At 46.5% G+C, this 16,099-nt stretch carries 15 protein-coding genes; 10 read left to right on the plus strand and 5 right to left on the minus strand.

Annotation, left to right across the window (positions count from 1 at the left end; all coding sequences use genetic code 11):
* Positions 1–276 precede the first annotated feature (276 nt).
* On the minus strand, positions 277–864 hold the full coding sequence (locus A372_RS0104730) for a DJ-1/PfpI family protein (RefSeq protein ID WP_019419696.1): 588 nt from the start codon (positions 862–864) through the stop codon (positions 277–279).
* Positions 865–1,000: 136 nt separating this feature from the next.
* Here A372_RS0104730 and A372_RS0104735 point away from each other — a divergent pair, with 136 nt between their 5' ends.
* The 6 genes from A372_RS0104735 (at position 1,001) to A372_RS0104760 (ending at position 6,575) form a co-directional block, all read left to right on the plus strand.
* Positions 1,001–1,438, plus strand: a complete 438-nt coding sequence (locus A372_RS0104735) for an Lrp/AsnC family transcriptional regulator (RefSeq protein WP_019419697.1) — start codon at positions 1,001–1,003, stop codon at positions 1,436–1,438.
* A 507-nt stretch (positions 1,439–1,945) separates the two neighbouring features.
* Positions 1,946–2,326 (plus strand): GntR family transcriptional regulator, encoded by a 381-nt coding sequence (locus A372_RS0104740; protein WP_019419698.1) that lies wholly within the window; start codon positions 1,946–1,948, stop codon positions 2,324–2,326.
* A complete protein-coding gene (locus A372_RS0104745) occupies positions 2,323–3,006 on the plus strand; it encodes an ABC transporter ATP-binding protein (protein ID WP_019419699.1) in 684 nt (227 codons plus the stop codon). Before A372_RS0104740 ends, A372_RS0104745 begins: the two co-directional genes overlap by 4 nt.
* Entirely contained in the window at positions 3,003–3,761 is a 759-nt protein-coding gene (locus A372_RS0104750) for a hypothetical protein (RefSeq protein WP_019419700.1), read from the plus strand. The genes A372_RS0104745 and A372_RS0104750 overlap by 4 nt, the downstream gene beginning before the upstream one ends.
* A gap of 335 nt (positions 3,762–4,096) precedes the next feature.
* Positions 4,097–4,984 (plus strand): ABC transporter ATP-binding protein, encoded by an 888-nt coding sequence (locus tag A372_RS0104755; RefSeq protein WP_019419701.1) that lies wholly within the window; start codon positions 4,097–4,099, stop codon positions 4,982–4,984.
* Positions 4,977–6,575, plus strand: a complete 1,599-nt coding sequence (locus tag A372_RS0104760) for an ABC transporter permease (protein ID WP_019419702.1) — start codon at positions 4,977–4,979, stop codon at positions 6,573–6,575. The genes A372_RS0104755 and A372_RS0104760 overlap by 8 nt, the downstream gene beginning before the upstream one ends.
* Before the next feature lie 357 nt (positions 6,576–6,932).
* On the opposite strand, the gene A372_RS37180 is transcribed toward A372_RS0104760, so the two are convergent.
* A complete protein-coding gene (locus A372_RS37180; protein WP_157259440.1) occupies positions 6,933–7,178 on the minus strand; it encodes a hypothetical protein in 246 nt (81 codons plus the stop codon).
* 710 nt (positions 7,179–7,888) lie between these two features.
* On the opposite strand from A372_RS37180, the gene A372_RS0104770 reads away from it, so the two are divergent.
* Positions 7,889–8,497, plus strand: coding sequence for a class I SAM-dependent methyltransferase (locus tag A372_RS0104770; protein WP_019419704.1), 609 nt, complete (start codon positions 7,889–7,891; stop codon positions 8,495–8,497).
* A gap of 387 nt (positions 8,498–8,884) precedes the next feature.
* Here the strand turns inward: A372_RS0104770 and A372_RS0104780 are convergent, their stop codons facing one another.
* Together A372_RS0104780 and A372_RS36105 are read right to left on the minus strand one after the other, a co-directional pair.
* Positions 8,885–9,799 carry a DUF4261 domain-containing protein gene (locus A372_RS0104780; protein ID WP_019419706.1) on the minus strand — a complete coding sequence of 305 codons (915 nt, stop codon included), beginning with the start codon at positions 9,797–9,799 and terminating at the stop codon, positions 8,885–8,887.
* A 31-nt stretch (positions 9,800–9,830) separates the two neighbouring features.
* A complete protein-coding gene (locus A372_RS36105; protein ID WP_019419707.1) occupies positions 9,831–10,004 on the minus strand; it encodes a DUF1963 domain-containing protein in 174 nt (57 codons plus the stop codon).
* A 250-nt stretch (positions 10,005–10,254) separates the two neighbouring features.
* Here A372_RS36105 and A372_RS0104795 point away from each other — a divergent pair, with 250 nt between their 5' ends.
* Positions 10,255–11,499, plus strand: a complete 1,245-nt coding sequence (locus A372_RS0104795) for a DUF445 domain-containing protein (RefSeq protein WP_019419709.1) — start codon at positions 10,255–10,257, stop codon at positions 11,497–11,499.
* A 322-nt stretch (positions 11,500–11,821) separates the two neighbouring features.
* Positions 11,822–13,639, plus strand: a complete 1,818-nt coding sequence (locus A372_RS0104800; protein ID WP_019419710.1) for an APC family permease — start codon at positions 11,822–11,824, stop codon at positions 13,637–13,639.
* A gap of 112 nt (positions 13,640–13,751) precedes the next feature.
* On the opposite strand, the gene A372_RS0104805 is transcribed toward A372_RS0104800, so the two are convergent.
* The gene (locus A372_RS0104805; protein ID WP_019419711.1) at positions 13,752–14,768 is read right to left on the minus strand and encodes a PocR ligand-binding domain-containing protein; all 1,017 of its coding nucleotides are present in this window, start codon (positions 14,766–14,768) and stop codon (positions 13,752–13,754) included.
* A gap of 198 nt (positions 14,769–14,966) precedes the next feature.
* Between A372_RS0104805 and A372_RS0104810 the strand changes: the two genes are divergently transcribed.
* Entirely contained in the window at positions 14,967–16,097 is a 1,131-nt protein-coding gene (locus A372_RS0104810) for a glycerol dehydrogenase (protein ID WP_019419712.1), read from the plus strand.
* Positions 16,098–16,099 lie beyond the last annotated feature (2 nt).

The raw sequence follows: 16,099 nt of genomic DNA on the forward strand, positions 1-16,099 counted from the left end.
TTGCAAGACCCGCGAGAAGATACGTAAAAAATATATTCAAAAAAACACTTCTTTCAAATTTGATGTCTTTATACGTTCATTTATATATACACTTTAGCGTTAAAATTCAATATTTGTATGGATTTATTCGTATCCATAAACTCTATTCAGGATAAGCAAAAAGTACTTTACCATTTGAACCAAGAAACTCGTATATTATTATTGCTGTTCTTTGAAATAGTATCAGATATATCTTACTACACATTCCTTTATACGAATATAAGCTCTTTTTTAATATCAAATTTCAAATCCCATTAATTCTTTAATACGTTTGACGTTCTTTTCTGAGGTTAATTTTTCAAGTAAAAGAAAAGCAACATCAAATCCGGTAGCTGGATTCGATGAAGTTATAATATGGCCGTCTTGAACAATAGGTACGTTCTGAACGTTTGCGCCAAATGTTTTTAATTGTTCTTTTCGATGACTAGTTGGATGGCTGTAAGTGGTTGCCTTTCTATTATATAATATTCCACTTTTACCCAAAGTTAAAGATGCTACGCAAATACTAGCAATCGGTTTTTGTCTAGAATGAAAGTACCTAATAATTTCAAGAAACCTTTCATCAAAAGCGTCATTGTAAAAACCAGCTTCTTCAAACCCTCCAGGGATAGCTAAGGCATCAAATTCTTCTAAATTTATTTCAGAAATTACTTTTTCAGGAATGATCGTAAAGTTCCAAGTGCATTTTAATTTTTTACGGAATCCGACAGTTACTAATTCTGTAGATCCATCTCCTTCCCACTTATTCCAACCAAAAACGTCTGTGAACATACTAGCTTCCACAGCTTCAAAGCCATCTGCTAATAATAACAATATTTTTTTCATTATTTAGCCTCCTTTGTTATTATTTTAGACAGAAATAAATGCTAATAACATAGGTCAGGAACGATTAATACATGGTTTAGCTTTACTTATTTAGGAGATTTGGATAGTATGCTTTATAAAAAAAGGTTGTGTACATTTGGATAAGATTGATCAGAGAATATTAAACGAATTACAGAAGAATTCTAAGATTTCAATGAAAGAGTTGGCGGAGATTGTTCATTTATCTTCACCAGCTGTCATTGAAAGAGTAAGAAAGTTAGAAGATAATCATACGATTGAAGGATATCATGCGAGTGTATCCCTAAAAAAATTAGGTCGGAACATCATGGCTCTTATATTATTTGAATCAAAGGACTGCAAAGCTTTGGCAAGTTTTTGTCACAATCATCCTGACGTATTGGAATGCTATCGGGTGGCTGGGGAAATTAGCTATATTGCAAAAGTAGCTACTAATTCTGTGGAGAGTTTAGAAATATTTATTGACGAAGCCATGAAATATGGAACACCTTCAACTAATATTGTTTTGTCATCCAATGTTAAAAAAGTAAGAAGTAATTATATAAACGAAAGTTAAAGAGAGAGGTATTGGCGTATATGGAATATCGTCAGTCGTCATCAGCCTAATAAGATTAAGTACTCCCAAAACGAAAAATGCGCTATTCTTTCTGTAGAATCATAGGAAGGGATGGCGTTTTTTGTATGTCTGTTTCTGTATCTGACGAGTAAATGACTAGATTTTTGAAGTGCTTACATTCCAAAAATCAGCTTTCACAAGAGAGCTATCCCGGTAAGTGGCCGGAAGAAAAGGAGAAGGGAGAAAAAGCTTGCAGAGTGTGGGAAAATTTCTTATTTGAAGCTATGCCAATATCGTTGAAGTACAAATGAATCTGGCACTTTGATTATGGTATTAACTCTTTAGAGACTGGATTCTGCTTCACACTCAAGGAAGTATGGGGCCAGGTAGAAGAGAGTCGTTAATTGTTTGAAAAGAAAGGGAAATCACCCTTGCTTTCCCTCTTGTCGCAGTGTACTATGTACCTAGAACACTAAGTCAATCATACGATGGAGAAGGGAGATATCCATGACACATTCGTTTCAGCATTCACAGCCGATATACACCCAGATCATGGATATATTCTTCCAGCGTATATGCAGGGGGGAGCTCGGGCCTGGCGACAAGCTGCCGTCGGTAAGGGATACGGCAGTTGAAGTAGGCGTTAATCCGAATACCATTCAACGTTCCTATATGGAGATGGAAAGGCGTGGCGTAGTGGAGACGAGAAGAGGCCAGGGGACATTCGTGACAGCGGATATCGAGCTGCTGGAGCGTCTCCGGCAGGAGCTCTCCCGCAATCAGATTTTCCTCTTCCTCGAGAGCATGAGGCAGCTCGGCCACACTCCGCACGATATTATGAGCATGATCAACAGCAGCATGCAGGCAAAGGGGGATACCAAATCTTGAGCTTAGTTACATTTGAGCAAGTCCGTTATAAGAAGGTGCTCCACGATTTGAGTTTCTCTGTGCCGCATGCCGGCATTATCGGTCTGATCGGGGCGAACGGGAGCGGCAAATCAACTGTACTCCATCTGATAGCCGGTCTGGTCCGTCCAGCGCAAGGACGCATCTTCATGAACGGGGAACCGGTCGGCCGACAAACGAGAGAACAGGTGGCCTTCTCACCTGAACGCGAGTGGCTGTATCCGTTCTTTACCGTCCAGCAGTCACTGCAGTTGGCTGCCCAGCTGTATACGGACTTTCAGACTGCCAAGGCGGAAGCGCTAACCCGACGTTTTAATTTGAACGCGGATAAAGAAGTCAGGTATCTGTCGAAGGGTAACCGCGCAAGGCTGCAGGTGATCTTGACGCTGAGTCGTTCAGCGCCGCTGCTCATCATGGATGAGCCGCTCTCGGGCCTTGACCCTATCACCAGGGAGCATCTGCTTGAAATGATGGCGGAGCATACGGAGTTGGAGAAGCAGTCGATTATTGTATCGACCCATGAGGTGGCGGAGATCGAGCTGTACCTGGATCATCTGCTGTTCATGCAGGATGGAAGGATGCTCGTTTCGGAAATTGTGGAGGACCTCCGCGAATCAAGAGGCATGAGTGTACTGGATGTCATGAGGGAGGCGCTGTTGTGAAAGCTTACCGGTTTCTATTACCCAAAGATATGCGCCAATCCCGATTCGCCTTCGTGCTCTCCTTCTCGATGCTGATGTTTCTGCAGCTGGGCTGCTTCCTGCTGGCACACGGGGTTGAGCCCGGGCTTGCAACCGTCCTTGCTATATTTGTCACGTATTTGAGCGCCTTCCTGCTGCCTGTTCTATACCTTCAATCGCTGCAGGTAGAATGGAAAACCCATTCGGTTTATTACTGGATTAATTCATCGTATTCCGGTTATCCGGTCCTGCTGTCGAAGCTGACCGTAGCGGCGGCGCAAACGGTGCTCATCATGGCGGCATCCTCTGCTGCCATGCTCGGCATCTATACTTACGAGGTTCATGTCATCGGCAAGCTCACCGGCATCTCACAGAAAATGAAGCCGCTGCTGGCGGAGACGTACCGGATGGATGCCATCATGCTGTTATACGCTGTTATGTTCAGCTTCGGCCTCGGCTTTCTGTTCCTTGCCGGCAAGGCCGTGCGTTATGGATCCGTACCGGCATTTGTAGTCTTGTGTGCCGTTCTGGCAGCCAGTGTCGGCTCGATGCTCGGCGGATGGTTCGAATGGCTGCCGTTCCGGCTGCCGCTTGGTATCAGACTGGCGAATGACAGTCTGGCAGCGGAGTATGCCACATACTCGCTTGGCGGTCTGCTCTTCCTGCTTGTGCTCGCCCTGGCCCTTCTAGCGGTGAATAGCTGGCTGCTGAAGGGAAGAGTCCAGGTCACGAACTGACCTGGACTCCCACATGCCTTTCATCCGGTTAACCCTAAACCTGTACGATATACCACTGACAAAACACCGGCAGCTTGCGCATGAGCGGCCGTTACTTCCAACACCGACCCAACAACACTTCCAAATCAGTCCCGCACATGCTGTCATAACCCGCAAGGAAGCAGCACACCAAAATCGACCACACCATTGATTGTACACAAGCACCCAAAACCCGTCATAGACGGACCATTACACGAACATACAGAGGAAACACGAAACATTTGCAGGCATAGATGCTTCTTGAAGCTTCAAGCGGTTCCCGGAGCCGTTACATTGGAGAGGAGAATGATAGTAAGATGGAGCTGGCAATCAATCAGGTGAGCAAGCAGTACAAGGGGAACTTCTGGGCACTCAAGGACTTTAACCTGAGGTTGGAGCCTGGCGTGCTTGGGCTGCTTGGGGAGAACGGAGCAGGAAAATCGACGCTGATGCGGATTATATCCACCATCACGGACGCTACCAATGGGGCGGTTCATTGGAACGGTATTGATATCTCCAAGAAGCCCAACGAAATCCGCAGAGTTCTCGGCTATCTGCCTCAAGATTTCGGTGTCTATCCAAATCTCAACGCGGTAGAATTTCTGGAATATATTGCGGCAATCAAAGGCATAAGCAAGCGGACAGCGAAGAAGCGGATCGATGAGCTTCTGCAGCTCGTCAATCTGACGCATGCCCGTAAACGGCCGATCGGGGGATTCTCCGGCGGGATGAGACAACGCGTCGGGATTGCCCAGGCGCTTCTCAATGACCCGCAAATTCTCATTGTCGATGAGCCGACGGTCGGATTGGATCCGATTGAACGTGTCCGCTTCCGCAACCTGCTGTCCGACTTGTCGGGCGAGCGGATCATTATTTTCTCTACGCATATCGTCTCTGATGTGGAAGCGACGGCCGGCAGTATTGCGATCATATCGAAGGGGAAGCTGATGCATCACTCTGATCCGGATACGCTTCTGCAGACGGTGGAGGGCAAGGTGTGGGAGGTTATCGTCTCAGAACAGGATGTCCAGGCGCTGCGCATACAGTGGATTATCAGCGGCACAATCCGTAGCGGCAAGGGCATTCAGGTGAGAATCGTATCAGATACCAAGCCTGCACCAGATGCAAGACTAATTACACCAGCTATGGAGGACGCTTATCTGTACTGCATTTCTGACAGCCGGGGAGGAAGCCGGAATGACTAGCTTTCGCTCCCTCTATCATATCGTCCGGGCGGACTTCTACGAACGGACACGCAGCTACGGGTTTCTTGTAACGATTGTTCTGACTATTCTTGCGGCTTATTTCTTCGTTCCGTTCACAGATGCCAAGTACGGCGTGGTCATGATTAACGAGCACCGGGGCATCTACAATTCCGCCTGGATTGGCGCCACCGTGGTCATGTCGACGGTCACGATTTTGAGCCTAATCGGCTTCGCGCTTGTGAAGAATGCTATTGACCGCGACCGGATGACCCGTGTGGGGCAAATTATTGCCACAACACCGATCAGCAAATTCGGCTATCTGTTTGGTAAGTTTGTGAGTAACTTTATTGTGCTGACGATTATCGTGTTTATCGCTTTTCTGGCGTCGATCGCCATGCAGTTGATTCGCAATGAGGATACGACGATCCGGCTGCTGGACCTTCTGCTTCCGTTTCTTCTCGTTGCTTTGCCTTTGATGGCGCTTGTAGCGGCACTGGCTGTGCTGTTCGAGGCAACACGCGTGTTGAGCGGCGGAGTTGGCATTATTGTTTACTTCTTCCTCTGGTCCCAGGTCTTCCTGAATTATGGGGTAACCGTGCAGATGGGCAATCTGGCCCTCAGCAGTCCTATGGGACTGGAAGTGTTCTATGATAGCATGATCGATACGTTCCGTGAACAGAAGAATGTTACAGGGCTCGTGGAGCGGGCAGACGGCATCATTGAGCTTGACCGGCCTCTGGAAACCTTTGTCTGGAGCGGTGTCGACTGGTCATCTGAGGTTATAGCGGGTCGTCTAGCCTGGGTTGTAATCGCCATTGCTGTGGTGCTGCTGGCGGCCTTAGTTTTCAGAGGGTTTGATAAGGTGATGGCGAAGGATTCCTTCGAACTCTTCAGTCTGTTCAGGAGGAAAAGGAAGGGCGACAAAAATGAGGGCTGGGAATCAAGCGGCGGCTTGACGGCCAAGGCCCTATCAGGCATATCGCTTCAGTTCAGCTTCTTCAACCTGCTGCGGTATGAGCTGTGGCTGATGCTGAAAGGACAGAAGTGGTGGTGGTATCTGGTTGCCTTCCTCTTCATAGCAGGAGATCTGCTGCTGCCGCTTGATATAGTAAGAAGTATGCTCGGACCACTCACTTGGGTATGGCCGATTCTAATCTGGTCTTCTATGGGCGTTCGCGAGCTGCGCAACAATACACGGGATATTGTGTTCTCCAGTATGTATCCACTTGAGCGTCAGATTCCGGCAACCTGGTTTGCGGGCTTTATCATCGCGCTCGGTACGGGAATCGGCTTTGGTATTCAGCTTCTCCTTGAAGGCGATATGGGTGGTCTTTTTGCCTGGTTCGTAGGAACCATGTTCATTCCTACACTTGCGCTTGCTTTAGGTATATGGACGCGGACAAATAAAACCTTCGAAGTAGTTTTCCTGGTCATCATGTTTGTGGGTGTTATGAACCAGCTGCAGATCTTCGATTTTATGGGCAGCATGGATTCATCGGCTGGGAAGGGCATGCCGCTTATCTATTTGGTCGTAACTCTCATTCTGCTTGCGGCTGCTGTAGTAGGAAGACGAAACCAGCTTCAGCGTTAACGAGAACAAGCATTTAACCAGTAGTGCACACCGAGACTTTATCTTCGCAGTAATAAGAGTATGTCGATTTAGGAAACAGAAGGTACACCTCCTGTTTACACTGGCGGCAGAGCTCAGCTCCATCCGCTCGGTTGCATTCTGCGGGATATCAACTGGGTATTCGGATATACGAAGAGGGAAGCCGCCGGAAATGTTCATACAAGCGGTGGACGCTTGGCTGCGGCGTAATTCGGGCCGTTTTGACCGCATTATCTTTTGAACCTGAGGACCGGGCCGCTTATTCACGCATTTTCCACGAGGGATCGATCGCAGACGGCAAGTAAGGGGATTTTAAAGGCTTTCTCGGAAACAAGTCATTTACAGGCTGCTGCTGATGCGCTTCGGGAAGCGGACTGCGTATTGATTGGCGCCGGTGCCGTACCGTCCGAACTTCGGAGGCCCGATGTTTCTCAATGTGCGTGTAAATTGGTATTTCATTGAAAAACCATACGAGCCGCAACGGGATCGGTTCATGTTTTGGCTGCAGCAGACCTCAAGCTGTGCCTCATTGAGCTGTGTCGGATTCAACACGCCCAGCGTCATTCGCTGGCCAATGGAAAGCATCAAGCACCAGCACCCGAATGCAACGCTTTTTCGTATCAACTGCGAGCATTCCCAGTTTCCCGAAGGAGTCAGGGAGAAGGCGTTCTCCTTCGCCATGAACGATGGTACAGTGAAGCGTTATCCGTCGCGGGATATGCGATGACCCTTCTCGCATGTCTGCAAGCGGTTCGAGGTCAGCGGAAAGTCGTAATTGAGGGAGATCCTGAGCATGCATTGACCAAGCAAATCATTGCCGCCGTTTAACAAGCGTACGCGCCGAATACGGCGATCGTCTATAAGCTGGATAATAAGATCGAACCTGCTGCATACGTATACGCAGATTATGCTTGCCAGGCACCGATCCATGATGTGGAGTCGCTGCTGGAACAGTTGAAGAGCACGTAATCGCCACAATGCGGCTGATAGGGAAGGATGCCTCTCGTATAAATAAACGGGGGCATTTTGGTGATTTCAGTAAGTTCTTTCATTGACAAAATATAACTGTAATACTACTATAGGAAATAGATTTTTCAGAGAAAGATTACTTCACTTCTGTACCTACTTACCAACCACCACAACACGATGCTTCATCTTCACGCTTCTATTGCTTTTCGTTTTTACAATTCTATCCTTTTGTGATTTGTTGCTGCTTTTCTTTGGCTGTTATGCTGTATCTTGTTCATCGTTGACAAGTAGTAAGTCAACATCTACTAGAGTGGGAGGATTCAAAAATGGAAAATACGAAAATACAAGATTATATTGAGAGTAATCAGCAGCAATGGGATGAAGAGTACAAATCCAACGTATGGGATTATTTATCGGATATTACGGAATACGCCAGATACTCAGTTGTGTACGGTTACATAAGAAAGTTTATTGCAGAAGAGGGCATTCTGGATATGGGGTGCGGTACCGGAATATTGTACGATATACTTCTAGACAGCGAGAAAGAAGGATATACGGGCGTAGACCTTTCTCAGGAAGCGATCAAGATGGCATCGACCAAAACGTCAAAGAACATTTTCCACTGCGGGGACATTAATCATTATGTGCCTGAGAAGCAATATGATGTTATCGTGTTTAACGAATCGCTGCATTATGTGCCCAACACGCCAAGCAAGCTTCTTGACTATTCCAAATTTTTGACTTCTAATGGCGTTATCGTTTCTTCCTTGTATTCTCACAAGAACACCGAAGATCCCGCCTTTGCTATGATTGAACATAAGATCGTGGAAATGGAGCAGTGCGGTTTATTTGAGGTCTTGGACAAGGTGAGCGTATTTAATCACAACGCCGGATTGAAATGGTACGTCCATCTTCTGAAGACAAAGAATGTATAGGTGTCTGACCTTACTTCTTGCATGATTTCGTGAGCAACAGCGGACTTTTAGAACAAATTCTATAGGTTTACAGGATAGATAAAGAAGAGCCGTCTCTAAGTTCAATAAGGACTTTGGAAGACAGCTCTTTTGTACATTTCAAGTGTTATCAAGTTGTCGTGATTGCATAAGAAGGAAGTGTGACGATGGATGGACAAGAGATTTCGATTCTTGCAAGAGGAGACTTGTTGGATTTGAATGATAACTACACGCTAAAGCAGGTCAACGCTTGTGACGAAAATAGAACGCAGCCCTAATCTAGCTGCGTTCACGGTTTCTCACTATTTCAGTCCAGTAACATTGTCATGCCGTTTCCACTGGACAATCTTTAGTTCTTAGTCAGCAATATTAATTTTCTTCCTGTATGTATCCCTGTCTTCCAGCGTAGTAAGGTTCTCCCGGATCGATGTCGATAACGACGCGATGCGGGGCGGCTAGTGCGTATTGATGCTCGCAACGCCAACGCATGTCTTCGGTGAATCCAATCGTTTCCCCGTCATTGATTACGTCTCCTTGATTAAACAAATAGTATCCGATATTCGCTAAATGTCCGGCAACCTCATCAGGATCAAGATCATAATAATGACACTGAACATCGGGAATACCCAGTGCAGCTAGTCCTATTGAATCCATCAAGCCCTCTGCCCGTCCGCTTCCAGTCCCTTCAACATTATAGAATCGTATATTCATCGCACCATATAACAGGGCACCCTCTTCAATCGCAGCCAAATACGCTTTAGGCTCTACAAGCTTGTCGCTCTCCCGAAAGTAAATCGCATCACAAGGAGCCGCTTCCAGAAGCGCTTGGAGTACGCCAGTGAACAGCTGTAATCTTGATTTGGGGTCAAGTCCTGATGCCATCATGTCTACCAGAAGCAGCGAATAGTTGCATTCGTGTAGAGTCTGAGCGGCTTCCTGCCAATGCCAGGATTGCTGAATAGCCGTTTCGTAGTCCGAAGCCGGACGATTGTCCATGTTCATCAAGCTGGTCTGGGCAGGCATTTCTCCTTCCGCATATTGAACCATGTAGTTTAAATGAAAGAAATGAAGCATGTTATCCTTATCAACTTCGTTCGCTTCCCAAACAGCTAGCCTTGCGGCATCCGTTTCCTGTTGTTCTGGATGTTCTATTTTACCGGTGTAACGCTCCACTTTCTCATAGAGAAAATTTCGATCCAGCTCTGGCTGCCGCTTGTATTTTAGTTCAACCGCATAGACCCGCGCAAACCCAAAGTCTCTCTCTTCCTCACGTACATCCTTCATATTTGGTCTTGTCTCCTTCGTGAATTCATTATTATAGTCGGCCACATGCCGTCTTTCCTTCATTCAGATAGAATACGCGATGTTCAATATGATAAGCAGGCTCATCTATCCCCACAAAAAAATATAGCATGCCGCTAGTCGGAAGCAGCGACGAATCGTCATGCTTCGCCAAATCTTTCAGATTGAGTTGCACTAAAAAAGTCATAGGCGTTATATCGATGGATCTATTATATAGTATCCTAGCAGGCTCTTCTAGAGATGAACACTATGGAACGGAGATTGAGTATGCGGTATACTGAAGCACAAATCAAACAACTTGAAATAAATTCTAATGATCGATGCGTACTTCTTCAGCAAATTATTAGTCGTATGGGAATAATACCAGTTAAGGTACAGCATCTTGAACTTTTGCGTTTATTTCAATATGTCCCCTTGAACAAGGGAGGGAGGATATCATGAATTCCAAATATATAGCGGGAATATCCTTAATTGTGATGGCCGCAGGCTTCGTGGTTACACTCATGCTGCCTGATTATTTATGGATACTGCTTCTGCAGGGCGGCTTCGAAGCAGGTCTTGTGGGCGGGATCGCTGACTGGTTCGCAGTTACGGCGCTCTTTCGACATCCGATGGGTATTCCCATTCCCCATACCTCATTGCTCTTAAAGAATAAAGATCGGATTGTTCAATCTTTCGTATCTGCTATAGAGACGGAGCTCTTGAACAAAGAGAGCATTGAGAAGAAGCTTCGCGGATGGAATCTTGTGGAGCGGGTAACTGCGGTTGCTACGCAGGCCGTTCAGAAGAAGAAGGCTCGCAGACAAGTGCTGGATCGTGCGATACATCTTGTTGAAAGGCTTCCTGTAGAGAAGCTTGCTCCCGTCGTTAAGTCAGGGTTAGCTTCTTATGTACGGGAAATAGAGCTTCATCAAGCATTTGACCAGCTTGCCACCTATCTCATCAAGGAGAGTTATGATGAGAAAGCGCTCGACTACGTGCTCGAAGAGGCGGAGTCATGGGCTCGACGTCTAGAGACGAAGCGCATGCTTGGCAGATTGGCGAATGAGAAGCTGGCGGAAGTGAAGCTTGGCGGACTGAAGGGGTTTGCATTTCAAGCCTTCGCAGGCTTCATGGACGAGGATAAGCTCGGCCAATTGCTGCAAGGCATGATTACTTCATCCCTGCAAGACTGGAAGGATGACGATAATGAATCCCGCGCAATGATTATCCGTGAGATTCGTGTGCAGGTCTTCCAGCTTGCTATGCATGAGGAGAAGGTGGGGCGACTAAAGACCTGGCTGCTCGAGCATATCCAGCATGAACGTTTTGACGAGACGATTAAGGAACGTTTGGAAGAGATCCGCACGATGGCGCTTCATGCCTTAGCCCGTGAACACGACACGGGGGGCCGAATCGTTCTCCAAGTTTACCGTGCTGCCGCTCAACAGTTGAAGGCGAATCCGGAATGGATCCATGAGAGCGAGAATCGAGTCAGTCAAGCTGTCGTCGCTATCGTTGAGAAGAACCATTATCGTATCGGTCAGCTGGTAACAGAAAATATAAATCAAATGGACGATGAAGCGCTAATTGAGATGCTCGAAGGCAAGATCGGCAAGGATTTGCAGTGGATTCGCGTCAATGGCGCCTTGTGCGGATTTGTCATCGGATTGCTTCTAGCGGCAATTCAGCTGTTCCTTTAAATCAAGATAGAGTCTGTCGATAGCGGCAGGCTCTTTTGTTCTGCAGGTTGCAGAAACAATCTCCCATTTGTGATGTATCGTGCAAATCGTGAACAAAAGTGCATAAATCAAGGCGATATCAAGATAATAAGACCAACTGGAACGTCTTTATTAATGCACATGCGATGGTTACGCTTATTTGGTGAAAAAGCAAGCCTGTATGGACATTATGGACGTATCCTTTGTTTTTACCAGAACACTTGTGACAGGAGTAACATACATTTCTGAACCTCGACTAATATGTAAGTAAACTTAGTATGAGTAAAGTGAGGCAGCAATCGATATGGCTAGTAAAGTAAAACGGTTATTGATCGGAAAACCAATGAAGAGTGCAGAGCTTGAAGGAGAGAAGCTTGGCAGATTAAAGGCGTTGGCGGTATTATCCTCTGATGCTTTATCGTCTGTCGCTTACGGTACCGAGCAAATTCTGATTGTTCTACTTGCCGTAGGGACAGTGGCCTTCTGGTACTCCATTCCGATCTCGATTGCCGTGCTTGCCTTATTATTGATTCTGGTCTCATCTTATCGTCAGACGATATTTGCCTATCCTACAGGAGGAGGCGCTTATATTGTTGCTAAAAATAATCTTGGAGTATCAACGGGACTACTTGCGGGCGGTTCACTCCTCATTGACTACATCCTGACCGTGGCAGTAAGCTCATCGGCAGGAACGGATGCGATTACATCTGCTTTTCCTGCGCTTCATAATTACAAGGTCTTGATTGCAATCTTGATGATTACGTTTCTGACCATCATGAATCTAAGAGGGGTGACGGAATCGGCATCGGTGCTTGCGATCCCGATCTATTTATTTGTGATTGCGATCTTTATCCTGATCTTGTCGGGTGTGGTCAAGTACATTACGGGTGGGGCAGTGGCTGCTGCACCGGATATGGAAGCAGCCTCGACGAATATTAGCCTATTCCTGCTGCTGAAGGCCTTTAGCTCAGGCTGTTCGGCGTTGACAGGGGTAGAGGCCATGTCGAATGCGGTTCCGAACTTCAGGGAGCCATCGGAGAAAAATGCTGCAGCTACGCTTGCGATGATGGGCGGGATTCTCGGCGTTATGTTCCTTGGGATAAGCCTCTTAGCCTATTGGTATGGAGTCGTTCCAAACGGCAAAGAAACGGTCGTTTCACAGATCGCGGGGGCTGTGTTTGGACGAGGAATGGTCTATTACCTTATCCAAGGGGTAACGGCGTTGATCCTGTTTTTGGCTGCAAATACGGCGTACGCCGCCTTTCCGCTGCTAGCCTATATGTTGGCGAAGGACAAATTCATGCCCCGCATGTTCTTGGTTCGAGGGGATCGATTGGGATTTTCGAATGGCATTATTATTCTGGGTGTGCTTTCTGCTTTGCTTGTCCTGATCTTCGGTGGGGATACATCAAGCCTAATTCCGCTTTATGCGATTGGGGTATTTATCCCATTTACGCTGTCCCAGCTTGGGATGATGATAAGATGGATGAAGCTGAAGCCTCCGGGCTGGTTATGGAAATTCGCGGTGAATACCGTGGGTATGCTAACTACGCTCATGATTACAATGATCTTCCTGATTACAAAGTTCAGTCAGGTGTGGATGGTCTTTATCTTCCTGCCAACCGTGATGTACATCTTTCATAAGATTCATAAGCATTATCTCATTACGGCAGATGAGCTTCGCATTGATATTCATACCGAGAAGCCGAAGGCCAAAGGAAATACTATCATTGTCCCGGTGGCCGGCATAACGCGAGTCGTCATGCATTCCCTTAGTTATGCCAAGTCGATGACGGATCATGTGGTTGCCGTCTATGTGGGCTTCAATGATGAGGATATCAAGCTGATGGAGAAGAAGTGGGCGGAATGGGATCCTGGAGTCCGACTAATTGTACATCGTTCCAGCTATCGCAGTGTGATTCGTCCGTTAGTGAAGTTCGTGGATACCGTCGAATGGAAGCAATCGGAGAACGATCATGTTACGATCTTGATTCCTCAGTTCATACCGCGCCATTGGTGGGAGAACATCTTGCACAATCAGACGAGTATTATGCTGCGTGCCTATTTCATCAATCGCAAGGATGTCGTGATTACGACCGTCCCTTATCATTTTCAGCAATAATGAGGGAGGCATGAAGGACATTCGGACAAGTTGCTGAAGAAGCAATACTAAAATTATAAAAACAAAGAACCGCCGTGGATTTAAACTTTGGCAGACGGCTCTTCGCGTATGGCTAGCGCTGATAAATTTGCCGATAACGGGCAGGAGTTATGCGTTCGAATTTCTTGAACGTCTTAATAAAATAGCTAGGTTCGCTAAATCCCAATTCGTTGCTAATTTGAGAGATAGACAGGTCGGTCGTCTCTAAAATTTGTTTGGCCCATTCCATTTTCAACCGCGGAATGAACACAGAAAAGTTTTCTCCGGTCTCCTTCGTAAAAATGCGGCTGAAGTAACTGGGGCTCACATGGCAAAGCGCGGCCATGTCCGCTAATTTCACGTTCTCGCTTTTATGAGTGTAAATATAATCGAATGCCGGTTGAAGAATGGCGTTGGCAGATATCTTTTGCTGATTGGACATTTTACTGATTTGACTATCGATCAGTGTATTTTCCAATTCGTTCTTGATCGATTGAATGCTGCGGTACGAATGCTCGGCAAGAGAATCGATAACAGGCTTATTGCTCGTTAACGCTTGCCGGTACATATCGATCGTTGCATTTTTATTGATCGCTTCTTCCACGATATAATTGCACAAATGATACAGCATTTCCGAGATTGTCGTGACTTCGTCATAAGACAAGACCGGGAGAGAAGTATAATCTTGTTCCAGGCTAAGGAACTTTTTATCGGCATCGGCATTGGAGGGACGAGTGACGATTTGTTCAAGTTCCATCGGATTGTCGCGCAGCTTGACCTGTCCCGCCATGATGGCCCCCATATACTGATTATGAACAATAATCGGGATGGCAATATCGACAATATTGTAATGGCATAAATAGATATAAGGCTTGTTCAACCGAACAGCCTCCAGGCCGCCCCTTGCGTCGCACTTCTGGCAGTATTGAGACAGTGCCTCGTCTTTGCGAATCGCTTGACAGAAGCTTTGGCAGTGGCTGTGCTGGGTAACGGGCACACCTTTATAGTCGGTTGTAATAACGGCCATTTTGGTAACCAAAGAGAGTGAGTCCTGCAGCTTCTGCCATTTCTCCATATCAATGATGCTTTCCAAATTAAAACGTGAGTTCACGATGACCTATTCTCCTTTTGTCCGCTTCGCATCATTATAGCATAATAATCGGATAGAAAGACAAGATAATACCATTTTCGAGGTTTAGGATAAGATAATACGATGAGATAGCGCTTTATTTTGCAGGAATAGTTCAATGATCTTGTACTCGGCCGCCACTATAATGGAGATACAATAACACAGAGGAGGATTACGCACATGAGAAAAGCGTTTATAAGTCCATCAAAATATGTACAAGGTGAAGATGAACTATTCAACCTGGGTTATTTCATCAAAACATTCGGAGAATCGGCTCTTCTGATTGCCCATGCCGATGATGTGCAACGTGTGAAGCAGAAGCTCGAACATACAATGGAAAAATACGGTGTTACAATAGTTGAGAGCGGTTTCAGTGGAGAGTGCTCTCGCCAAGAAGTAAAGCGATTGCAGCAGCTTGCGATTGAACATAACTGTTCTTGCACCATTGGACTAGGCGGAGGCAAAGCTATCGATACCGCGAAATGCGTAGCAGAGGGCGATGCGTTGATCATCGTACCGACCATTGCAGCGACGGATGCACCGACAAGCCATTCCGCGGTTCTTTACTCGCCGGAAGGCGAGTTTGACGACTACGCTTACTTCAAACAAAGCCCAAGTGTTGTAATGATTGATACAACTGTTATTGCCAATGCGCCTACACGCTTCCTGGTCGCGGGGATGGGGGATGCGCTGTCCACCTACTTTGAAGCGAGAGCAACCGCAAATTCTTATTCGAATGTGAATGCAGGGTTGCCATGCGGCGCTAACGGGGGAGTAAGTCCAGCTAAAGGGACAAAAGCAGCTCTTGCTCTTGCCAAGCTGTGCTATGAGACGTTGCTGGAGGACGGAGCTAAAGCGAAAACATCCTGTGATGCGAACTTGGTTACGCCAGCGCTTGAAAATATTATTGAAACAAACATCCTGTTGTCCGGCTTAGGCTTTGAGAGCGGCGGTCTGGCAGCTGCGCATGCTATTCACAATGGCTTGACTTCTCTGGAAGGCACCCACTCGTATTATCATGGCGAGAAAGTGGCCTTTACGACATTGGTGCAATTGGTTCTGGAAAATGCAAGCACGGCAGAAATCAATGAAGTGTTGCAGTTCTGCGTAAGCGTAGGCCTTCCGGTGTGTCTGGCCGATATCGGCGTAACGAGTGTGACGAACGACGAATTGCGGAATGTGGCCCAAAAAGCTTGCATACCAGAAGAATCGATTCATTCCATGCCTTTCCCGGTTAATGAAGAGATGGTAGTGGCTGCGATTCGAGTAGCGGACCACATCGGACAGCAATATAAACAAAAGGGTGAGTAAAT

This window comes from Paenibacillus sp. OSY-SE (assembly GCF_000283315.1).
In the GTDB taxonomy this organism is placed as follows: Bacteria; Bacillota; Bacilli; order Paenibacillales; family Paenibacillaceae; genus Paenibacillus_B; species Paenibacillus_B profundus.

Coding starts and splice junctions, on each gene's coding strand:
- A372_RS0104770 (WP_019419704.1), top strand. CDS start 7,889: ATGGAAAATACGAAAATACAAGATTATATTGAGAGTAATCAGCAGCAA.
- A372_RS0104800 (WP_019419710.1), top strand. CDS start 11,822: ATGGCTAGTAAAGTAAAACGGTTATTGATCGGAAAACCAATGAAGAGT.
- A372_RS0104760 (WP_019419702.1), top strand. CDS start 4,977: ATGACTAGCTTTCGCTCCCTCTATCATATCGTCCGGGCGGACTTCTAC.
- A372_RS0104740 (WP_019419698.1), top strand. CDS start 1,946: ATGACACATTCGTTTCAGCATTCACAGCCGATATACACCCAGATCATG.
- A372_RS0104780 (WP_019419706.1), bottom strand. CDS start 9,799: ATGAAGGATGTACGTGAGGAAGAGAGAGACTTTGGGTTTGCGCGGGTC.
- A372_RS0104730 (WP_019419696.1), bottom strand. CDS start 864: ATGAAAAAAATATTGTTATTATTAGCAGATGGCTTTGAAGCTGTGGAA.
- A372_RS37180 (WP_157259440.1), bottom strand. CDS start 7,178: ATGCTTTCCATTGGCCAGCGAATGACGCTGGGCGTGTTGAATCCGACA.
- A372_RS36105 (WP_019419707.1), bottom strand. CDS start 10,004: ATGACTTTTTTAGTGCAACTCAATCTGAAAGATTTGGCGAAGCATGAC.
- A372_RS0104755 (WP_019419701.1), top strand. CDS start 4,097: ATGGAGCTGGCAATCAATCAGGTGAGCAAGCAGTACAAGGGGAACTTC.
- A372_RS0104810 (WP_019419712.1), top strand. CDS start 14,967: ATGAGAAAAGCGTTTATAAGTCCATCAAAATATGTACAAGGTGAAGAT.
- A372_RS0104795 (WP_019419709.1), top strand. CDS start 10,255: ATGAATTCCAAATATATAGCGGGAATATCCTTAATTGTGATGGCCGCA.